Annotated in this window: 14 protein-coding genes and 1 tRNA gene; 9 read left to right on the plus strand and 6 right to left on the minus strand. The window is 70.9% G+C overall.

Annotated features, from left to right (window positions below; translation table 11 throughout):
* Window positions 1-120 precede the first annotated feature (120 nt).
* The 6 genes from ACZ5GP_RS05170 to ACZ5GP_RS05195 all read left to right on the plus strand — a co-directional run bounded on the left by ACZ5GP_RS05170 (window position 121) and on the right by ACZ5GP_RS05195 (window position 8,471).
* Window positions 121-1,029, plus strand: a complete 909-nt coding sequence (locus tag ACZ5GP_RS05170; RefSeq protein WP_468749462.1) for a helix-turn-helix domain-containing protein — start codon at window positions 121-123, stop codon at window positions 1,027-1,029.
* 11 nt (window positions 1,030-1,040) lie between these two features.
* A complete protein-coding gene (locus ACZ5GP_RS05175; protein WP_468749463.1) occupies window positions 1,041-1,427 on the plus strand; it encodes a chorismate mutase in 387 nt (128 codons plus the stop codon).
* 70 nt (window positions 1,428-1,497) lie between these two features.
* On the plus strand, window positions 1,498-4,035 hold the full coding sequence (pepN, locus tag ACZ5GP_RS05180) for an aminopeptidase N (RefSeq protein ID WP_468749464.1): 2,538 nt from the start codon (window positions 1,498-1,500) through the stop codon (window positions 4,033-4,035).
* Between the two features lie 329 nt (window positions 4,036-4,364).
* Window positions 4,365-5,780 (plus strand): pyridoxal phosphate-dependent decarboxylase family protein, encoded by a 1,416-nt coding sequence (locus tag ACZ5GP_RS05185; RefSeq protein WP_468749465.1) that lies wholly within the window; start codon window positions 4,365-4,367, stop codon window positions 5,778-5,780.
* Window positions 5,777-7,213, plus strand: coding sequence for a lysine N(6)-hydroxylase/L-ornithine N(5)-oxygenase family protein (locus ACZ5GP_RS05190; RefSeq protein WP_468749466.1), 1,437 nt, complete (start codon window positions 5,777-5,779; stop codon window positions 7,211-7,213). Before ACZ5GP_RS05185 ends, ACZ5GP_RS05190 begins: the two co-directional genes overlap by 4 nt.
* 76 nt (window positions 7,214-7,289) lie before the next feature.
* Window positions 7,290-8,471, plus strand: a complete 1,182-nt coding sequence (locus ACZ5GP_RS05195) for a GDSL-type esterase/lipase family protein (protein ID WP_468749467.1) — start codon at window positions 7,290-7,292, stop codon at window positions 8,469-8,471.
* On the opposite strand, the gene ACZ5GP_RS05200 is transcribed toward ACZ5GP_RS05195, so the two are convergent.
* The gene (locus ACZ5GP_RS05200) at window positions 8,468-10,270 is read right to left on the minus strand and encodes a bifunctional metallophosphatase/5'-nucleotidase (RefSeq protein ID WP_468749468.1); all 1,803 of its coding nucleotides are present in this window, start codon (window positions 10,268-10,270) and stop codon (window positions 8,468-8,470) included. The genes ACZ5GP_RS05195 and ACZ5GP_RS05200 overlap by 4 nt on opposite strands.
* Window positions 10,271-10,398: 128 nt before the next feature.
* Between ACZ5GP_RS05200 and ACZ5GP_RS05205 the strand changes: the two genes are divergently transcribed.
* Both ACZ5GP_RS05205 and pyk read left to right on the plus strand, forming a co-directional pair.
* Window positions 10,399-11,118 (plus strand): SIMPL domain-containing protein, encoded by a 720-nt coding sequence (locus ACZ5GP_RS05205; protein WP_468749469.1) that lies wholly within the window; start codon window positions 10,399-10,401, stop codon window positions 11,116-11,118.
* Between the two features lie 141 nt (window positions 11,119-11,259).
* The gene (gene pyk, locus ACZ5GP_RS05210; protein WP_468749470.1) at window positions 11,260-12,696 is read left to right on the plus strand and encodes a pyruvate kinase; all 1,437 of its coding nucleotides are present in this window, start codon (window positions 11,260-11,262) and stop codon (window positions 12,694-12,696) included.
* Between the two features lie 43 nt (window positions 12,697-12,739).
* Here the strand turns inward: pyk and ACZ5GP_RS05215 are convergent.
* Window positions 12,740-12,822, minus strand: a tRNA-Leu gene (locus ACZ5GP_RS05215).
* A 92-nt stretch (window positions 12,823-12,914) separates the two neighbouring features.
* On the opposite strand from ACZ5GP_RS05215, the gene ACZ5GP_RS05220 reads away from it, so the two are divergent.
* A complete protein-coding gene (locus ACZ5GP_RS05220; RefSeq protein ID WP_468749471.1) occupies window positions 12,915-13,574 on the plus strand; it encodes an ANTAR domain-containing response regulator in 660 nt (219 codons plus the stop codon).
* Window positions 13,575-13,699: 125 nt separating this feature from the next.
* On the opposite strand, the gene ACZ5GP_RS05225 is transcribed toward ACZ5GP_RS05220, so the two are convergent.
* The 4 genes from ACZ5GP_RS05225 to ACZ5GP_RS05240 are packed head-to-tail and all read right to left on the minus strand — an operon-like array spanning window position 13,700 to window position 18,020.
* Window positions 13,700-14,416, minus strand: coding sequence for an ABC transporter ATP-binding protein (locus ACZ5GP_RS05225; RefSeq protein ID WP_468749472.1), 717 nt, complete (start codon window positions 14,414-14,416; stop codon window positions 13,700-13,702).
* Window positions 14,416-15,237, minus strand: coding sequence for an ABC transporter ATP-binding protein (locus ACZ5GP_RS05230; RefSeq protein ID WP_468749473.1), 822 nt, complete (start codon window positions 15,235-15,237; stop codon window positions 14,416-14,418). The genes ACZ5GP_RS05225 and ACZ5GP_RS05230 overlap by 1 nt, the downstream gene beginning before the upstream one ends.
* A gap of 3 nt (window positions 15,238-15,240) precedes the next feature.
* Window positions 15,241-17,085 carry a branched-chain amino acid ABC transporter permease gene (locus ACZ5GP_RS05235; protein WP_468749474.1) on the minus strand — a complete coding sequence of 615 codons (1,845 nt, stop codon included), beginning with the start codon at window positions 17,083-17,085 and terminating at the stop codon, window positions 15,241-15,243.
* 5 nt (window positions 17,086-17,090) lie between these two features.
* Window positions 17,091-18,020 (minus strand): branched-chain amino acid ABC transporter permease, encoded by a 930-nt coding sequence (locus ACZ5GP_RS05240; protein ID WP_468749475.1) that lies wholly within the window; start codon window positions 18,018-18,020, stop codon window positions 17,091-17,093.
* Between the last annotated feature and the right edge of the window lie 94 nt (window positions 18,021-18,114).

The raw sequence follows: 18,114 nt of genomic DNA on the forward strand, positions 1-18,114 counted from the left end.
CCCGACCACGATCACCTCTGGCGGGCGGCGGGGTCCATGGACAAAGATCGGGTCCGGTTGGACGCAGCGAGACACCCCGGCCGGGCCCCTCACCCGGCCCGCACCGGAAGGGGCACGCGGATGTACCACACGTGGATGCGGTATTTCACTCCCAGCCCGGCCCACCACAGACTCGGCCTCGTCTGCCTCGGCGTCGGCCTCCAGCACGGCCTCCTGCCCACCGTCGGCCCCCGCACCCTCGACCACCACGTGGCCGTCGTCATCAGCGCGGGCGGCGGCTGGTTCCGCGGCCCCGACGGCAGCCGCACGACGGTCACCGCGCCCGCCCTGATCTGGCTCACCCCCGGCGTACGCCACCACTACGGGCCCGACGCCGGAACCGGCTGGGACGAGTGCTTCGTCGACTTCACCGGCCCCGCCACCACCACGTACACCGAACTGGGCTACATCGAGCCCGGCCGCCCCGTCGTCCCGCTCTCCGACGCCGCGGGCGCCCGCGCCGCCGTCGGCCGCATCGCCCGCGCCGCCCGCCGCGGCAACCCCCTCCTCGAAGTCGAGACGGGCGCCGCCGTCCACGAACTCCTCGTCGCCCTGCGCCGCGCCCGCGCCGACATCGCTCCCGACGGCGACCCCGTCCTGCAGGCGCTCGCCCGCGACGCCTTCCGGCCCCTGTCGGTCGCCGAACACGCCGCACGCCACGGCATGACCCCCGCCGAACTGCGCACCGCCGTGCGCCGCGGCGCCGGCTGCAGCCCCAAGGACTACCTCCTCGGCATCCGCCTCGGCCGCGCCAAGGAACTCCTCGCCGCCACCGAACTGCCCGTCGCCGCCGTCGCCCGCCGCGTCGGCTACGACGACCCCGCCTACTTCTCCCGCCTCTTCACCCGCCGCGTCGGCACCGCCCCCGTCCGCTTCCGCCGACAGCAGGGCCGCACCGTCCCCGGCGGCTGGTCCCAGCAGATCCCGGACCCCGACCACCCGCCGATGCTGCGCTCCTCTCCGGCCGAGGGCACCGGAGAGGCAACGTAGGCTCGTGGCCCATGAACACCAGTCACACCAGCGACGCGAACGACCCGAGCGGACAGCCGGGCGCGCAGACGGGCGCGCAGACGCACGCGGGCGCGAACGCCGGCGCGGACGAGGCCGTGCGCGCCGAACTGTCCCGGCTGCGCGACAGCATCGACAACATCGACGCCGCCGTCGTCCACATGCTCGCCGAGCGCTTCAAGTGCACCCAGCAGGTCGGCCACCTCAAGGCCAACCACCACCTGCCGCCCGCCGACCCGGCCCGCGAGGCCCGCCAGATCGCCCGCCTGCGCCAGCTCGCCGAGAACGCCAAACTCGACCCCGCCTTCGCCGAGAAGCTGCTCAACTTCATCATCGCCGAGGTGATCCGCCACCACGAGACGATCGCCAAGTCCTCCTGAGACCCCCGCCGGCACGGCGCACACGGCCCTGACCTTCACCGATGCCGCCGCCATCGGGCAGCATGGGCCCATGCCCGCACTGACGCGCGACGAAGCGCAGACCCGAGCCCAGCTCATCGACGTCCACCGGTACACCGTCGAGCTCGACCTGAGCCGGGCGGCCGACGCCACCGGCGACACCTTCGACTCGCGTACCGTCATCCGGTTCAGCGCCCGCGCCGACGGTGCCACCTTCGTCGAGCTCAAGCCCGCCGAGCTGCGCTCCGCCACCCTCGACGGGCGGCCCCTCGACCCGGCGGCCCTGACCGAGGGCCGCCTCCCGCTCGACGATCTCACCGCCGGCGAGCACGAGCTGCGCGTGGACGCCGCGATGCGCTACTCCCGCACCGGCGAGGGCATGCACCGCTTCACCGACCCCAGCGACGGCCTGACGTACACCTACAGCCAGCTGTTCATGGAGGACGTGCAGCGCGTCTTCGCCGCCTTCGACCAGCCCGACCTGAAGGCCGTCTTCGAGGTGAGCGTCACCGCCCCCGAAGAGTGGACCGTCCTCGCCAACGGCATCACCGAACACCTCGGCGGCGGCACCTGGCGCGCGGCCGCCACCCCCCGCATCCCCACCTACCTCGTCGCCGTCGCCGCGGGCCCCTACCACTCCGTGCGCACCGAACACCGCGGGCTGCCCTTCGGCATCCACTGCCGCCGCTCCCTCGCCCCCTTCCTGGAGGCCGACGCCGAGGAGATCCTCGACATCACCCGGGCCTGCTTCGACCGCTACCACGAGAAGTTCGAGGAGCCCTACCCCTTCGACTCCTACGACCAGGCGTTCGTCCCCGAGTTCAACACGGGCGCGATGGAGAACCCCGGCCTCGTCACCTTCCGCGACGAGTTCGTCTTCCGCTCCGCCGTCACCGACACCGAGCGGCAGACCCGCGCCATGGTCATCGCCCACGAGATGGCCCACATGTGGTTCGGCGACCTCGTCACCCTCGCCTGGTGGGACGACATCTGGCTCAACGAGTCCTTCGCCGAGTACATGGGCTTCCAGACCACCGCCGAGGCCACCCGCTTCAAGGACCCGTGGACCGACTTCGCCGTCGCCCGCAAATCCTGGGGGTACGACGCCGACCAGCGCCCCTCCACCCACCCCGTCGCCCCCGCCCCCGACGCCGTGCCGGACACCGCCTCGGCGATGCTCAACTTCGACGGCATCTCCTACGCCAAGGGGGCGAGCGCCCTGCGCCAGCTCGTCGCCTGGCTCGGCGAGAAGGACTTCCTCGCCGGCATCAACACCCACTTCGCGCGCCACAAGTTCGCCAACGCCACCCTCGCCGACTTCATCGACTCCCTCGCCCACGCCACCGACCGCGACGTCCACGCCTGGGCCGAGGTCTGGCTGCGCACCACCGGCGTCGACACCCTCACCTCCAAGGTCGTCCACGCCGGACGCGAATGGACCCTCACCCTCGACCGCGACGCGGGCCCCGGCGCCCACGGCGAAGGCCGCCCCCACCGCGTCGTCGTCGGCGTCTACGACCGCGACCTCTCCGGCGGCCCCGGCCTCGTCCTGCGCGAGCGGTACGAGACCGACGTGCCCTCCGCCGAACCCGCCGCACCCCGTGACGGCGGCCGCCCCGCCCTGATCGTCCCCAACGACCAGGACCTCACCTACGCCAAGATCCGCCTCGACGACGCCTCCCGGGACACCGCCCTGCGCGACCTGTCCGGCGTTCCCGACGCGATTACCCGCGCCGTCCTGTGGAACACCCTGCGCGACCTGGTCCGCGACGGCGAACTCGACGGCGGCGCCTACCTGGCGGCGGCCCGCGCCCACCTCCCCGAGGAGAGCGACCTCGCCGTCGTGCAGGGCGTCCTCGCCTTCGCCACCGCCCATGTCCTCGCCCGCTACACCGGTCCCCAGGAGCGGCCCGCCGCCCTCACCACCCTCGGCGAACTCTGCCGCGACCTGATCCGGCGCACCGAGGACGGCTCCAACCCGGGGCTGCGCCTGACCGCCGTCCGCACCGCCGTCGACGTCACCACCCAGCCGGGCCCCCTCCAGGCCTGGCTGGACGAGGGCACCGTGCCCGGCGGCCCCGAACTCGACCCGGAGCTGCGCTGGCGCGTCCTCGCCCGGCTCGCCGCCCTTGACGCGACCGACGAGGCGGCCATCGCCGCCGAGCTGGCGCGGGACCCGAGCGCCACCGGCCAGGAGGGCGCCGCCCGCTGCCGGGCCGCGCTGCCGGACGCTGCCGCCAAGCACGCCGCCTGGGAGGCCATGTTCTGCTCCGACGAGCTGTCCAACCACCTCCTCAGGGCCACCGCCCAGGGTTTCTGGCAGCCCGAACAGGCCGACCTCGTACGGGAGTACGTCCCGCGCTACTACGAGGACGCCGTCACCGTCGCCGCCCGGCGCGGCCCCGCCGTCGCCGAGGTGGTGGGCCAGTGGGCCTTCCCCGCCCTGTTCGTCGAGGCCGAGACCCTGCGCCTGGGCGAGCGCTGCCTGCGCGACGCGGACCCCGTCCCCGCCCTGCGCCGCAAGCTCACCGACCAGCTGGACGACCTCGCGCGGGCGCTGCGTGTCCGCCAGGGCCCGGCCCAGGCCTGACGCGGTCCAGGGCGCGGACCTGACGCGGGCCCAAGGCCTGACGCGGGCCCACGGGCGTGGTTCTGGCGCGGGCCTACAGGCGTAGGCCTGAGGCCCCTACCTCCTGGTCCGAAACCGACGATCCGGCCGCCGGCGGCACCCGCCTGGGCTCGAAACGAGCCTGGGCGGGGCCTGCCATCGCACACGCCCTAGCACCCCACCCCGCACCACCACGTTCTCTCCGCACGGCAGTACCACTTTCGGGTTCGGTTCGCCGAAGTATTCGCTCGCGCCGCCCAAGTGGCGTACAGGCTGGTGTTCCCGTACGCGCACACCCGAAGGACACCGCCATGAGCAGCCCGCCTCCCCTCGCCGGGGGCGCCCGAGGCCCCGACGCCCTGCGGCCGTTGCTCGCGGCCACGCTCGACGCCCTGCGCGACGGCGCGGCCGCCCGCAACGGCCCGCTGCCCGCCGGCGGCCCCGCAGCCGTCACCGACCGCCTGCGCGCCGCCGCCGAACCCCTCCTGCCCGAGCGGGGCACCGGCCCCGAGACGGCCCTGCGCACCCTCGTCCACGCACTCGCCGAAGGCGCCGCCGACCCCGCCGACCCCCGGTGCGCCGCCCATCTGCACTGCCCGCCGCTCGCCGTCGCCACCGCCGCCGACCTGGCCGCCTCCGCGCTCAACCCCTCCATGGACTCCTGGGACCAGGCACCCGCCGCCTCCGTCCTCGAAGCGCTGGTCACCCGCGCCATCGCCACCCTCGTCCACCCCGAGGCCGACGCCCTCGTCACCACCGGCGGCACCGAGTCCAACCAGCTCGCCCTCCTCCTCGCCCGCGAAACCCGCGCCCCCACCGGCTCCGACGGCCCCCCGCGCCTGGTCGTCGGCGCGAACGCCCACCACTCCCTCGCCCGCGCCGCCTGGCTCCTCGGCCTGCCCGCACCGGTCACCGTCCCCGCCCCCGCCGGCACCCTCGACCCCACGGCACTCGGCCACACCCTCACCGAACTCACCGCCGCCGGGCACACCGTCCTCGTCGCCGCCACCGCCGGCACCACCGACGCCGGACTCATCGACCCCCTCGACACCATCGCCGACCTGTGCGCGACCCACGGCGCCCGCCTGCACGTCGACGCCGCCTACGGCGCCGGACTCCTGTTCAGCGACACCCGCCGCACCCTCCTGCGCGGCATCGAACGCGCCCACACCGTCACCCTCGACCTGCACAAACTCGGCTGGCAGCCCGCCGCCGCCGGACTGCTCGCCGTCCGCGACCCCCGCGACCTCGCCGCCCTCACCCACCGCGCCGACTACCTCAACGCCGACGACGACACCGACGCGGGCCTGCCCGACCTCCTCGGCCGCTCCCTGCGCACCACCCGGCGCCCCGACGTCCTGAAGATCGCCGTCACCCTCAAGGCCCTCGGCCGCCACGGTATCGGCGCCCTCGTCGACCAGGTCTGCGACCAGGCCAAGCGGTTCGCCGACCTCGTCCGGGCCCACCCCCGCTTCCAGCTGTACGACACGCCCGCCATCAGCACCGTCCTGTTCCGGCCCCGCGACGCCGACGACACCGACATCGCCCACCTGCGCAGAAAGCTGCTCACCGACGGCACCGCCGTCCTCGGCCGCGCCGACCTCGCCGGCCGCAGATGGCTCAAGGCCACCCTCCTCAACCCCCACACCCGGGCCGACGACCTCGCCGCGCTCCTCGAACTCGCCACCCCCGCACCCGAACGCCCGGAAGGAACCACCCCCCGATGACCGCCACCCCCGAACCCGCACGCACCGCCCCCGAAGACCCCCGCGACCTCGTCGGCATCGGCATCGGCCCCTTCAACCTCTCCCTCGCCGCCCTCGCCCAGCCCCTCGGCGAACTCGACACCGTCTTCTACGACCAGCGGCCCGCCTTCCAATGGCACCCCGGCCTCCTCATCGACGGCGCCACCCTCCAAGTCCCCTTTCTCGCCGACCTCGTCACCCTCGCCGACCCCGCGAGCCCCTGGACCTTCCTCAACTACCTCAAGGCACGCGAACGCCTCTTCCCCTTCTACTTCGCCGAGCGCTTCCACATCCGCCGCGCCGAATACGACGCCTACTGCCGCTGGGTCAGCGAGAACCTCACCGGACTCCACTTCGGCCACCAGGTCGACGCCGTGCGCTGGAACCCCGAACGCGACCTCTTCGAAGTCGACTACACCCAGCTCGACGCCGACGGCGAAGCCGAGGCCCTCGGCCGCACCCACACCAAGAACATCGCCCTCGGCGTCGGCACCGCCCCCTACGTCCCCGAACCCCTCAAACCCCTCGCCGAAGCCCCCGCCGTGCCCGTCATCCACTCCGCCGACTACCTCGACCACCGCGAACGACTGCTCGCCGCCGAACACATCACCGTCGTCGGCTCGGGCCAGTCAGGCGCCGAGATCTTCCTCGACCTGCTGCGCGCCCGCCCCACCGGACACGAGAAGATCCATTGGCTCGCCCGCACCGAGGCCTTCGCCCCCATGGAGTACTCCAAGCTCGGCCTCGAACACTTCACCCCCGACTACACCCGCTACTTCCACGCCCTGCCCGAAGCCGTCCGTGACGGCCTCGTCCCCCACCAGTGGCAACTGCACAAAGGCATCGACGCCGACACCATCGCCGCCATCCACGACGAGCTGTACCAACGCACCCTGCACGGCGGCTGGCCCGACGCCGTCCTCACCCCCGGCGTCCGCGTGCGCACCGCCGGACGCGTCGCCACCACCCGCGTCGAACTCCACCTCGAACACCTCCAGCAAGGCACCCGCTCCCGCCTCACCACGGACGCCGTCGTCCTCGCCACCGGCTACCGCGAACGCCCCCTCGACCAGCTCCTCGCCGGCCTCGACCCCTACATCCGCAAGGACTCCTCGGGCCGCCCCCGCGTCGACGAGCAGTACCGCCTCGTCCTCGACGCCTCCATCACCGGCACCGGCAGCAACATCTACGTGCAGAACGCAGAACGCCACACCCACGGCGTCGGCGCCCCCGACCTCGGCCTCGCCGCCTGGCGCAGCGCCACCATCCTCAACAGCCTCACCGGCAAGGACCCCTACCCGCTGCCCCGGCGCACCGCCTTCACCAGCTTCGGCCTCCACACCCCCGAGGACCGCTCCCACCCGGCCGGCCGCGTCGAGGAACAGCGCTCACACCTCGTACCCCTCAAGAACTGACCCCCGGCGCCGCACATTGGCCGAGAAAATCACCCCACGACGAAATACCCGCCCCGCCACGCCCGTTCAGACGATCATGACCATCGACTCGCAGGCCTCCTGGACCGCAGCCTTCCGCTCTGCCGTCGTCAGCCCCCACGAGAGCATCGACCTCTTCGAGCCGCGCTCCTTCGCCGCGCAGACCCTCCGCCAGGTCATCCGCCTCGACGGCGGCGGCAGCGCCCTGCGGGTGCGCCTGAGCAACCGCTACGGCAAGGAACCCCTCCGCGTCGGCGGCGCCCACCTCGCCATACGCACCAAGGACAGCGCCATCGACCCCGCCGGCGACACCCCCCTGCGCCTCGACGGCGCACAGGACTTCACCGTCCCCGCCGGCGAGGAAGTCATCACCGACCCCGTCGAACGGGCCGTCGCCGCCGGCGACGAACTGGCGATCACCCTCTGGCTCCCCGAGCACACCGGCCCCGCCACCTACTCCGCCGTCCCCCTGCGCACCGGCTACGCCGTCCCCGGCAACGCCCTCACCGCACCCACCCTCGACGGCACCGAAGGCCTGGAGGAACTCGACACCCGGCACTTCCTCACCGGCGCCGACGTCCTGGCCCCCGCCGGCACCGCCGTCGCGGTCGCCTTCGGCGACTCCTGGTTCGAGGGCGCCGGCACCACGACCGACACCGACCACCGCTTCCCCGACCTGCTCAACCGGCGCCTGCGCGCCGCCGGCCGCCGCGGCTGGGTCGTCAACCAGGGCATCTCCGCCAACCGCCTGCTCACCGACGAGATCGGCGAACACGCCCTGGCCCGCCTCCAACGCGACGCCCTCGACGTCCCCGGCGTCACCCACGTACTGATCCACTTCGGCCTCAACGACCTCGGCCTCCCCGGCCAGGAGGCCTATCCGGCCACCGCGCCCATCCCCACGGCCGCCGACCTCATCACGGGCCTCACCGCACTCGCCGACCGCATCCACGCCGCCGGCCTCACCGCCGTCGCCACCACCGTCGGCCCCTACAAGGACACCGTCTACGAGGGCTACTCCACCCCGGAAGGCGTCGCCGTCGCCCGCGAGGTCAACGACTGGATCCGCGGCGCCGACAGCCCCTTCGACAGCTACGCCGACTTCGCCGCCGCCGTCGCGGACCCGGCCGACCCCGACCGCATCCGCGACGACTACGACTGCGGCGACGGCCTGCACGTCAACGACGCGGGCGCCCAGGCCCTCGCCGACTCCGTCGACCTCGCCGCCCTGGCCCTCTAGAACACCGGCACCCCGTCCCGGGTCAGCCGCCAGTCCACCGACGCGAACTGGCCCGGGTCGATCGTCCCCTTCGCCTTCACCCAGCCGATGATCGTGTTCCGGATCTCCTCCGAATTCGCCCACACCTGCTTCGCACCCGCCACATGTGGGAAATTGCCGCCGCCACTCGCCCGGTAATTGTTCACCGCCAGCACGAACTGGGCCCGCGGATCGATGTCCTTGCCCTCGAACGACAACTTCACGATGCGCGACCCCACCGGCTTCGCGACGTCGATCTCGTACGTCACCCCGTACACCGCGTCATAGTTGTAATCCGGGATCTTGTCGGCGTTCGTCAGCTTCGCCGGATCGACCGGAACCCCCGCCGGCGTCTGCGCGTAATAGCGCGCCGAGAACTCCAGATAGTCCTTGAGCTGCGCACCCGTGAGCAGCCGCGCCTCCAGCGTGTTCTCGAACGGATACAGCCCCGCCGCGTCCTTGATCGTCACCTCGCCCGCCGGAATCCGCGCCGTCCGCGAGAAACACGACGCCTGCGACAGCACCGGCAGCGCCGCGTACGCCCCGCCCCGCAGCGCCTGCGCCACCGTCTCCCGCTGCACCTCATTGATCAGATCGATGATCGGGACGTCCTTGTACGGGCCCTCGGCCGTGCTCATCGCCGCCGTCGAGGTGCCGATGACCTGATTGACGTAGGCGACGACCTTCCTGTGCTCGTCGGCCAGCAGCCCCGTGATCTTCCTGTCCTCGGCCGCCGTATTGGAGTTCAGGACCTTCGCGCCGACCTTCGCCACCGTCCACCGGCCCTTGGCCCACACCAGATCGAAGTCGAACAGCGTCAGCCGCTGGCCCCACTTCAACGGCTCCGACAGCACGACCTTCTTGCCGGTCGCCTTGTTCTCCACGAAGTACTCGGGGATCTCCGTGTGCGCGTGCCCCACCAGGATCGCGTCGATCCCCGGCACCTGCTCGGCCACGAGCCCCGCCGCGTTCTCCACGTACGGCAGCTGATCACCGTACGACGACGTGCCACTGGAACCCGAGTGCGCCGACACGATCACCACGTCCGCGCCCATCGAACGCAGCTTCGGCACCCACTTCGCGGCCTGCTCCTCAAGGCCCGGGAACGTCATCTTCCCCTGCACATTCGCCTTGTCCCAGATCGCGATCCCCGGATTGGTCAGCCCGAGCACCGCCACCTTCACATCACGGCCGTGCGGGGTCCGCAGCCGCTTCATGAAATACGGCGGGAAAGCGGGCCGCTGCGTCCTCGCGTCCAGCGCGTTCGCCCCGAGCAGCGGAAAGTCGCACTGCTCCTCGAACTTGCGCAGCACCGGAATCCCGTAATTGAACTCGTGGTTGCCGAGCGCCGCCGCGTCGTACCCGATCGCGTTCATCGCCTGCGCCATCGGATGCACCGGGCCGCGCGCGGCGGTGATCGGATCCACCTTCGCGTAGTAATACGACAGCTGCGTGCCCTGAATGGTGTCACCGGCGTCGATGAGCAGCGTGTTGTGGCGGCCCTTCGCCGCGCGGACCTCGTTCACGAGCGTCGAGATCTTCGCCAGGCCCACGTCGTTGTGGTCCTTGTCGTCGAACTCCTTGTCCGTGAAGTAGTCCCAGTTGAAGACATTGCCGTGCAGGTCCGTCGTGCCCAGCACCGTGAAGGAGTACCGCTTCTCCCGCCGGCCGGGCCTCCCCTTCGCCTGCGCGGCGGACGGCGCCACGGCCGCCCCGGTCAGGGCCACACCCGCGCCGGTGACGGCGGACGTGCCCAGGAACTTCCTGCGGTTCAGCGGCATTTCTGTACTCCTCGGTCGACCGTGGTAACGCGCGTAGATTCTGACCCCGCGAGCCACACCCGCAACAGACCCCACAGGTTGCGATCCGGTGACTGTCCGGTGCCCCCACCTGCTGGGAGAGTGGCCGCATGGAAACCACACCGCCCCCGCACACCCCCTACGGCACCCCCGACGCCCCCCGCGTCGCCGTCCGCGGCGAAGCCCACCTCGAAGTCGACCCCGAGATCGCCCGCATCGGCATCACCCTCACCGCCCGCGGCACCGACCGCCGCGACGCCCTGAACGACCTCACCCGGCGCAACGCCACCGCCCTCGACCTCATCAAGACCTACGGCGACGCCGTCGAGAAACTGGAGACCGGCGCCTTCTCCATCACCCCCGAACTGACCAGACACGGCCGCGGCGAACGCATCCGCGCCTACCACGGCCGCGTCCACCTCACCGCGGAACTCACCGACTTCACCGCACTCGGCGAACTCACCACCCGCCTCGCCGACCTCGACCTCACCCACGTCGAAGGCCCCTGGTGGGCCCTGCGCCCCGACTCGCCCACCCACGGCATGGCCCGCCGGCAGGCCGTCCACGAAGCCGTCCAGCGCGCCCGCGAATACGCCGAAGCGCTCGGCACCCGCCTCGCCGCCCTCATCGAACTCGCCGACATCGGCGCGGAGAACACCCCCGCCCCCGGTTACGGCGCCCCCGCCGGCGCCATGCGCTCCATCGCCTACGGCGGCGCCGCCGACTTCACCCCCGAAGCCGCGCCCCTCGACCTCGAACCGCAACGCCAGCACGTCTCCGCACAGGTCAACGCCCGCTTCACCATGGTCCCGCCCGAACTGGGCGCCTGAGACACCACCCGCCCCCGAAAACCGCTCATCGGAGCGAACGCCCGCACACTTCAACGCTTGTCAACACCCCTTCACTTAAAGGTTGTTGAGTAGTCACGCCCGACCAATTCTCTACTCGCCGGTAAGCCCTAGTCTCGAACCATGCGCCGAGCGAAAATCGTCTGCACCCTGGGTCCCGCCACCGACTCGTACGACCAGATCAAAGCCCTGGTCCACGCCGGAATGGACGTAGCCCGCTTCAACCTCAGCCACGGCACCCACGCCGCACACGAGGAGCGCTACCAGCGCGTGCGCAAGGCCTCCGAGGAGAGCGGCCGCAGCATCGGCATCCTCGCCGACCTTCAAGGCCCGAAGATCCGCCTCGGCCGCTTCCGCGAAGGCCCCGTACTCCTTGAACGCGGCGACACCTTCACCATCACCGTCGAAGAGGACGTCCAGGGCGACCGCCAACACTGCGGCACCACCTACGGCGGCCTCGCCCAGGACGTCACCACCGGCGAACGCATCCTCGTCGACGACGGCAAGGTCACCCTCGAGGTCACCGCCGTCGACGGCCCCCGCGTCACCACCACCGTCGTCGAAGGCGGCATGGTCTCCGACCACAAGGGCCTCAACCTCCCCGGCGTCGCCGTCTCCGTCCCCGCCCTGTCCGACAAGGACGAGGAAGACCTCCGCTGGGCCCTGCGCACCGGATGCGACGTCATCGCCCTTTCCTTCGTCCGCAGCGGACGCGACATCGAGGACGTCCACCGCATCATGGACGAAGAGGGCCGCCGCCTTCCCGTCATCGCCAAGATCGAGAAGCCGCAGGCCGTCGACAACATCGAGGACATCGTCGCCGCCTTCGACGGCATCATGGTCGCCCGCGGCGACCTCGGCGTCGAGATGCCCCTCGAACAAGTCCCGATCGTCCAAAAGCGCGCCGTCAAACTCGCCAAGCGCAACGCCAAGCCGGTCATCGTCGCCACCCAGATGCTCGACTCGATGATCGACAACTCCCGGCCCACGCGCGCCGAGGCGTCCGACGTCGCCAACGCCGTCATCGACGGCACCGACGCCGTCATGCTCTCCGGTGAGACCAGCGTCGGCAAATACCCCGTCGAAACGGTCCGCACCATGGGCCGCATCGTCGAGGCCGCGGAGGAGGACGTCCTCGCCAAGGGCCTGCCGCCCCTCACCGAGCGGAACAAGCCCCGCACCCAGGGCGGCGCCGTCGCCCGCGCCGCCGCCGAGATGGGCGACTTCCTCGGCGCCAAGTTCCTCGTCGCCTTCACCCAGTCCGGCGACACCGTGCGCCGCCTCTCCCGCTACCGCTCGCCCATCCCGCTCCTCGCCTTCACCCCCGACACGGCGACGCGCTCCCAGCTGAACCTCACCTGGGGCGTGGAGACCTTCCTCGGCCCGCACGTCGACTCCACCGACGCGATGGTCGAACAGGTCGACGAGCTGCTCCTGAAGATCGGCCGCTGCGAGAAGGGCGACGTCGTCGTCATCACGGCGGGCTCCCCACCCGGCGTCTCCGGCTCGACCAACCTGGTCCGCGTCCACCGCATCGGCGAGAGCGACGACCACGAATAGAAAAACGGAGATCCACTGAACGTGGATCTCCGTGTTCCGGATGTGCCGGGTGCGGGATTCGAACCCGCAAGCCCTCTCGGGCAGAGGTGTTTGAGACCTCCGTGTATACCGTTCCACCAACCCGGCCAGGCGCTGCCGGAAGTGTACCGGGTGACCGCGTGCCATCGCAGCTAGGTACCCTGCTAGGGCAGCGCACCTGCCATAACGAGGAGCCCCCCGTGACCGCCCCCGAGTCGCCCCAGCCCGTAGACGACGTGTCCGACGACGACAAGTCGCACGTGCCTCCGCTGACGACCCGCGTCGTCATCGCCGAGGACGAGGCCCTGATCCGGCTCGACCTCAAAGAGATGCTGGAGGAAGAGGGGTACAGCGTCGTGGGCGAGGCCGGTGACGGCGAGAAGGCCGTCGAGCTGGCCCGCGAGCACCGGCCGGACCTCGTGATCCTGGACGTGAAGATGCCCGTCCTCGACGGCATCTCCGCGGCCGAGAAGATCGCCGAGGAGTCCATCGCCCCGGTGCTGATGCTGACGGCGTTCTCGCAGCGCGACCTCGTCGAGCGGGCGAGGGACGCGGGCGCGATGGCGTACCTGGTGAAGCCGTTCAGCAAGAGCGACGTCGTGCCGGCGATCGAGATGGCCGTCTCGCGGTTCACGGAGCTGAAGACGCTGGAGAAGGAGGTCGCCGACCTCTCCCAGCGGCTGGAGACGCGGAAGCTGGTGGACCGGGCGAAGTCGATCCTCCAGACGGAGTACGGCCTGACCGAGCCCGCGGCGTTCCGCTGGATCCAGAAGACGTCGATGGACCGCAGGCTGTCGATGCAGCAGGTCGCGGAGGCGGTCATCGAGGACGCCGAGGAGAAGAAGGCGGCGAAGGGCTAGCCCGGAGCGACGGACGCACGAAGGTGCGAACGTATGAAGGTACGAATGTGCGAGGAGAGGCCCGCACCCCGATTCAGGGGTGCGGGCCTCTCCTCGTACCTCTCCCCGTACGGGGGAAGGCGGGGTCAGTCCTCGCCCAGGTACGCCTTCCGCACGGACTCGTCGTGCAGGAGGTCGGCGCCCGTGCCGGACAGGACGATCTTCCCGACCTCCATGACGTGGCCCTCGTCGGCGAGGGAGAGCGCGGCCTGCGCGTTCTGCTCGACGAGGAGGATCGTCGTGCCGCCGGCCTTGAGCTCGGCGATGGTCGCCATGATCTTCTGCATCATGATCGGCGAGAGGCCCATGGAGGGCTCGTCGAGCATGAGGAGTTTCGGCTGGGACATGAGGGCGCGCCCCATGGCGAGCATTTGCTGTTCGCCGCCGGAGAGGGTGCCCGCGGCCTGTTTCCGGCGTTCCCCGAGGATGGGGAAGAGGTCGTAGGCGCGGGCGATGTCCTTTTCGATGCCCGGTTTGTCGGAGCGGAGGTAGGCGCCGAGGCGGAGATTGTTCTCGATGGTCATGCGGGGGAAAATGTGCCGGCCCTCGGGGGAGTGGGCGAGGCCGAGGGAGACGATCTGGTCGGCCCGGTATTTCCGCAGTGTTTTACCGTCGAATTTTATGGAGCCGCCGACCGGCTTGAGCAGTCCGGAGAGTGTGCGCAGCGTCGTGGTCTTTCCGGCGCCGTTGGTGCCGATGAGGGTGACGACTTTGCCGGCCTCGACGGTGAAGGAGATGCCTTTGACGGCTTCGATCTTGCCGTAGGCGACGCGGAGGTCCTCGACCTCAAGGAGTGCGGTCATCAGTTGTTCTCCTCGAAGGGTTCGCCGAGGTAGGCGGCGATGACGCGGTCGTCCTGCCGGACCGTTTCGCTGCTTCCTTCGACGAGTTTCTCGCCCTGCACGAGGACGGCTACGCGGTCGCAGAGGTTGAAGATGAAGCGCATGTCGTGCTCGATGACGAGGACGGCGATGCCCATGTCGCGGATGGCGAAGACGAGCTCTTCGGTCGCGCGGGTCTCCTGGGGGTTCATGCCGGCGGTGGGCTCGTCCAGGAGGAGCAGGCCGGGTTCGCTGGCCAGGGCCCGCGCGATCTCCAGCTTGCGCTGCTCGCCGTAGGGGAGGTTGCGCGAGAGGTGTTCGGCCTTGTCGGCGAGGCCGACGAAGTCGAGGAGTTCCATGGCGCGGGCCTTGGAGGCGGCTTCGGCCCGGTGGAAGCCGGGTCCGCGCAGGAGCGCCGACCAGAGGCCTTCCTTCGTACGGGTGTGCCGGCCGACGAGGACGTTCTCCAGGACGGTCATGTTGGCGAAGAGCCGGATGTTCTGGAAGGTGCGGGCGATGCCGGCGGCGGTGACCTTGAAGGACTTGGCGGGCAGGACCCGGCCCTGGTAGCGGACCTCGCCCTCGGTGGGGACGTAGAGGCCGGTGAGGCAGTTGAAGAAGGTGGTCTTGCCGGCGCCGTTGGGGCCGATGAGGCCGACGATCTCGCCGCTGTTGACGGTGAGGTCGACGGAGCGTACGGCGGTGAGGCCGCCGAAGCGCATGGTGACGCCGCGGGCGTCGAGGACGGTCCGGCCGGCCGGAGTGTCGGGGGCCTGGCCCTTTTCGGTGGTGTCGGTGGTCATGGGTCAGGCCCCTGTCTTGCTGAGGACTGCGGGCGGCGGCGTCTCGCCGGGCGCGAGTTCGGCTTCGTGGAACTCGAGTTGGCGGCGGCGGTTGGGGATGAGGCCTTCGGGGCGGAAGCGCATGAGGAGCACGAGGGCGAGACCGAAGGCGAAGAGCTGGTAGTCGCCGAGGAAGGCGAGCTTGTTGGGGATGAGGTAGAGCAGTGCCGCGCCGACCAGGGGTCCGCTGATGGTGCCCATGCCGCCGAGGACGACGGCGGCGAGCAGGAAGGCGGAGTTGGGCGGCACGGTGTTGGCGAACTGGTACTGCTCGGGTGTGACGGTGTAGGTCACGTGGGCCTGGACGGTGCCGGCGAGCCCGGCGAGGGAGGCGCCGAGGGCGAAGGCGATGAGCTTGACGCGGAAGCCGTTGATGCCCATGGCGAGGGCGGCGGTCTCGTCCTCGCGGATGGCGACCCAGGCCCGTCCGATGCGGGAGTCGCCGCTGCGCCGGAAGACGAGCACGACGACGAGGGTGATGAGCAGCATCAGGAAGAAGTAGTTGGCGAAGCGGCCGATGGTGAAGCCGCCGATGCTGTGTTCCAGGCCGAGGTCGAAGCCGAGGATCTTCAGGTTCGGGATGGAGGAGATGCCGTTGGAGCCGTTGGTGATGTCGGGTCCGGAGGCGCCGTCGCTGTTCATGGCGACGATGCGGAAGATCTCACCGAAGCCCAGGGTGACGATGGCGAGGTAGTCGCCGCGCAGCCGCAGGGTGGGGGCGCCGATGAGCACGCCGAAGACGAGGGAGGCGGCGGCGCCGACGAGGATGGCTCCCCAGAAGGGGAGGTGGATGCCGAAGGGGGAGCTGGGGGCTCCGGAGACCATGGAGGCGGCGTAGGCGCCGACGCCGAGGAAGGCGACGTATCCGAGGTCGAGGAGGCCGGCGAGGCCGACGACGATGTTCAGGCCGAGGGCGACGGTGGCGAAGATGAGGATGTAGACGCCGATGGTGGCGTACTGGTCGTCGTTCTGCGTGAACGGGAAGGCGGCGGCGGCGAGGAACGCGCCGATCAGGGTGACGTTGCGGTGGCGCGCGGTGTACACGGAGACCTGGGCGACGAGGCCGGCCTTGGTGAGGGCGGCGAAGCCGAGGGCGACCGAGAGGAGGAAGCCGATGAAGAGTTCGTCGTACTCGGTGCCGATGCCGTAGGTGAAGACCAGGAGGCCGGTGGCGAGGGCGGCGACGATGACCAGGATCTCGAGGTACGAGGGGAGCTTGCGCGGGGTGGGGGGCGCTTCGGCGGCGAAGGCTCCCTTGGCGATGGTCAGGCCGTTGCGCAGGCGGTGCCTGAACCGCACCCAGCCGGTGTCCTCGGGGTCGACCGGGTAGGTCTGGGGCCGTTCGAAGGGCAGGGCGAGGGCGCCGGTGAGGGCGGTGAGGGTGGCGAGGGCCACGATCCAGCCGCCCGGTTCGAGGTTGGCGAGCCCGCCGAGCTTGGTGCTGATGGCGAGGACCGTGTACCAGGCGGTGGTGAAGGCGGCGAGGGCCGCGTATTTGAGCGCGGCGTCGGCGTTGCCGGGGGTGAGGGCGCGTACGCCCTTGATGCCGTAGGAGGCGAGGCCGATGAGGGTGGTGAGGGCGCCCGTGATGAGGACGAGCCACTGGAGTCCGCCGGGGTAGCCGTAGACGGTGAGGTCGCCGGGGAAGGCGGCGGTCCACGTCCAGGCGAGGAAGGCGGAGACGACGGTGAGGGCACCGCCGCCGGTGGCCAGGGCGCGGGCGGGTCCGGCGGGCAGCGGGATGAGGCCCGTGGCGGCGTGCTCCTCGCGGGGGCGGGGGGCGCCGGCCGCTGTGGTCTGTGTGGTCATGGTGGTCACGCCCTGTCCGCGACGCGCTCGCCGAGCAGGCCCTGGGGTCTGACGAGGAGGACGACGATGAGGAGTACGAACGCCCAGACGTCGGCCCAGGACTGGCCGCCGAGCTTGTCCATTCCGGGGATGTTGTTCATGTAGGCGGTGGCGAGGGCTTCGGCGACGCCGAGGACGAGTCCGCCGATCATGGCGCCGTAGATGTTGCCGATGCCGCCGAGGACGGCGGCGGTGAAGGCCTTGAGGCCCCACAGGAAGCCCATGCGGAAGTTGACCTCGCCGTAGCGGAAGCCGTAGGCGACGGCGGCGATGCCGGCGAAGGCGGCGCCGAGGGCGAAGGCGACGACGATGACGCGGTCGGTGTTGACGCCCATGAGTTTGGCGGTGTCGGGGTCCTGGGCGGTGGCCTGCATGCCGCGGCCGACGCGGGTCCTCATGACGAACCAGCCGAGGGCGAACATGCAGATCGGTGCGGCGGCGACGAGGAAGAGGTCGCCGGGCTGGATGGTGACGCTGCCGAGGTGGATGGAGTCGCCGGGGATCTCGGGGAACGTGCGGGAGGACTTGGCGTTCGGGTACCAGGCCCAGACGGCTTGCTGGAGGGCGAGGGAGAGGCCGATGGCGGTGATGAGCGGGGCGAGCCGCGGGGCGCCGCGCAGGGGCCGGTAGGCGAAGCGTTCGGCTCCGATGGCGATGGTGGTGGAGACGATGACGGCGCCCAGGAGCATGAGGGGGATGGCCACCCACATGGTCGTGGAGCCGGGGAGCCAGAGCCAGACGGTGAGGGCGCCGAAGCCGCCGACCATGAAGATCTCGCCGTGGGCGAAGTTGATGAGCTGGACGATGCCGTAGACCATTGTGTAGCCGATGGCGATCAGGCCGTACATGGATCCCAGTAGCAGGCCGTTGACCAGCTGTTGCGGCAGTTCGTGCACCGCAGGTCCTCCGAGTCTTTCGAAAGCGACGGGTACGGCACCGCTGCGACGGTCGTCGTCGCGGCGTCGGATGCGACGCCGCGCGGGGCGCTGT

The sequence above is a fragment of the Streptomyces sp. NPDC031466 genome (assembly GCF_055581265.1).

What these genes read in the sequence shown, in the direction of transcription:
- ACZ5GP_RS05200 (WP_468749468.1), bottom strand. Translation starts at nt 10,270, where the DNA reads ATGCCGCTGAACCGCAGGAAGTTCCTGGGCACGTCCGCCGTCACCGGC.
- pepN (WP_468749464.1), top strand. Translation starts at nt 1,498, where the DNA reads ATGCCCGCACTGACGCGCGACGAAGCGCAGACCCGAGCCCAGCTCATC.
- ACZ5GP_RS05235 (WP_468749474.1), bottom strand. Translation starts at nt 17,085, where the DNA reads ATGACCACACAGACCACAGCGGCCGGCGCCCCCCGCCCCCGCGAGGAG.
- ACZ5GP_RS05190 (WP_468749466.1), top strand. Translation starts at nt 5,777, where the DNA reads ATGACCGCCACCCCCGAACCCGCACGCACCGCCCCCGAAGACCCCCGC.
- ACZ5GP_RS05230 (WP_468749473.1), bottom strand. Translation starts at nt 15,237, where the DNA reads ATGACCACCGACACCACCGAAAAGGGCCAGGCCCCCGACACTCCGGCC.
- ACZ5GP_RS05205 (WP_468749469.1), top strand. Translation starts at nt 10,399, where the DNA reads ATGGAAACCACACCGCCCCCGCACACCCCCTACGGCACCCCCGACGCC.
- ACZ5GP_RS05175 (WP_468749463.1), top strand. Translation starts at nt 1,041, where the DNA reads ATGAACACCAGTCACACCAGCGACGCGAACGACCCGAGCGGACAGCCG.
- ACZ5GP_RS05195 (WP_468749467.1), top strand. Translation starts at nt 7,290, where the DNA reads ATGACCATCGACTCGCAGGCCTCCTGGACCGCAGCCTTCCGCTCTGCC.
- ACZ5GP_RS05225 (WP_468749472.1), bottom strand. Translation starts at nt 14,416, where the DNA reads ATGACCGCACTCCTTGAGGTCGAGGACCTCCGCGTCGCCTACGGCAAG.
- pyk (WP_468749470.1), top strand. Translation starts at nt 11,260, where the DNA reads ATGCGCCGAGCGAAAATCGTCTGCACCCTGGGTCCCGCCACCGACTCG.
- ACZ5GP_RS05170 (WP_468749462.1), top strand. Translation starts at nt 121, where the DNA reads ATGTACCACACGTGGATGCGGTATTTCACTCCCAGCCCGGCCCACCAC.
- ACZ5GP_RS05185 (WP_468749465.1), top strand. Translation starts at nt 4,365, where the DNA reads ATGAGCAGCCCGCCTCCCCTCGCCGGGGGCGCCCGAGGCCCCGACGCC.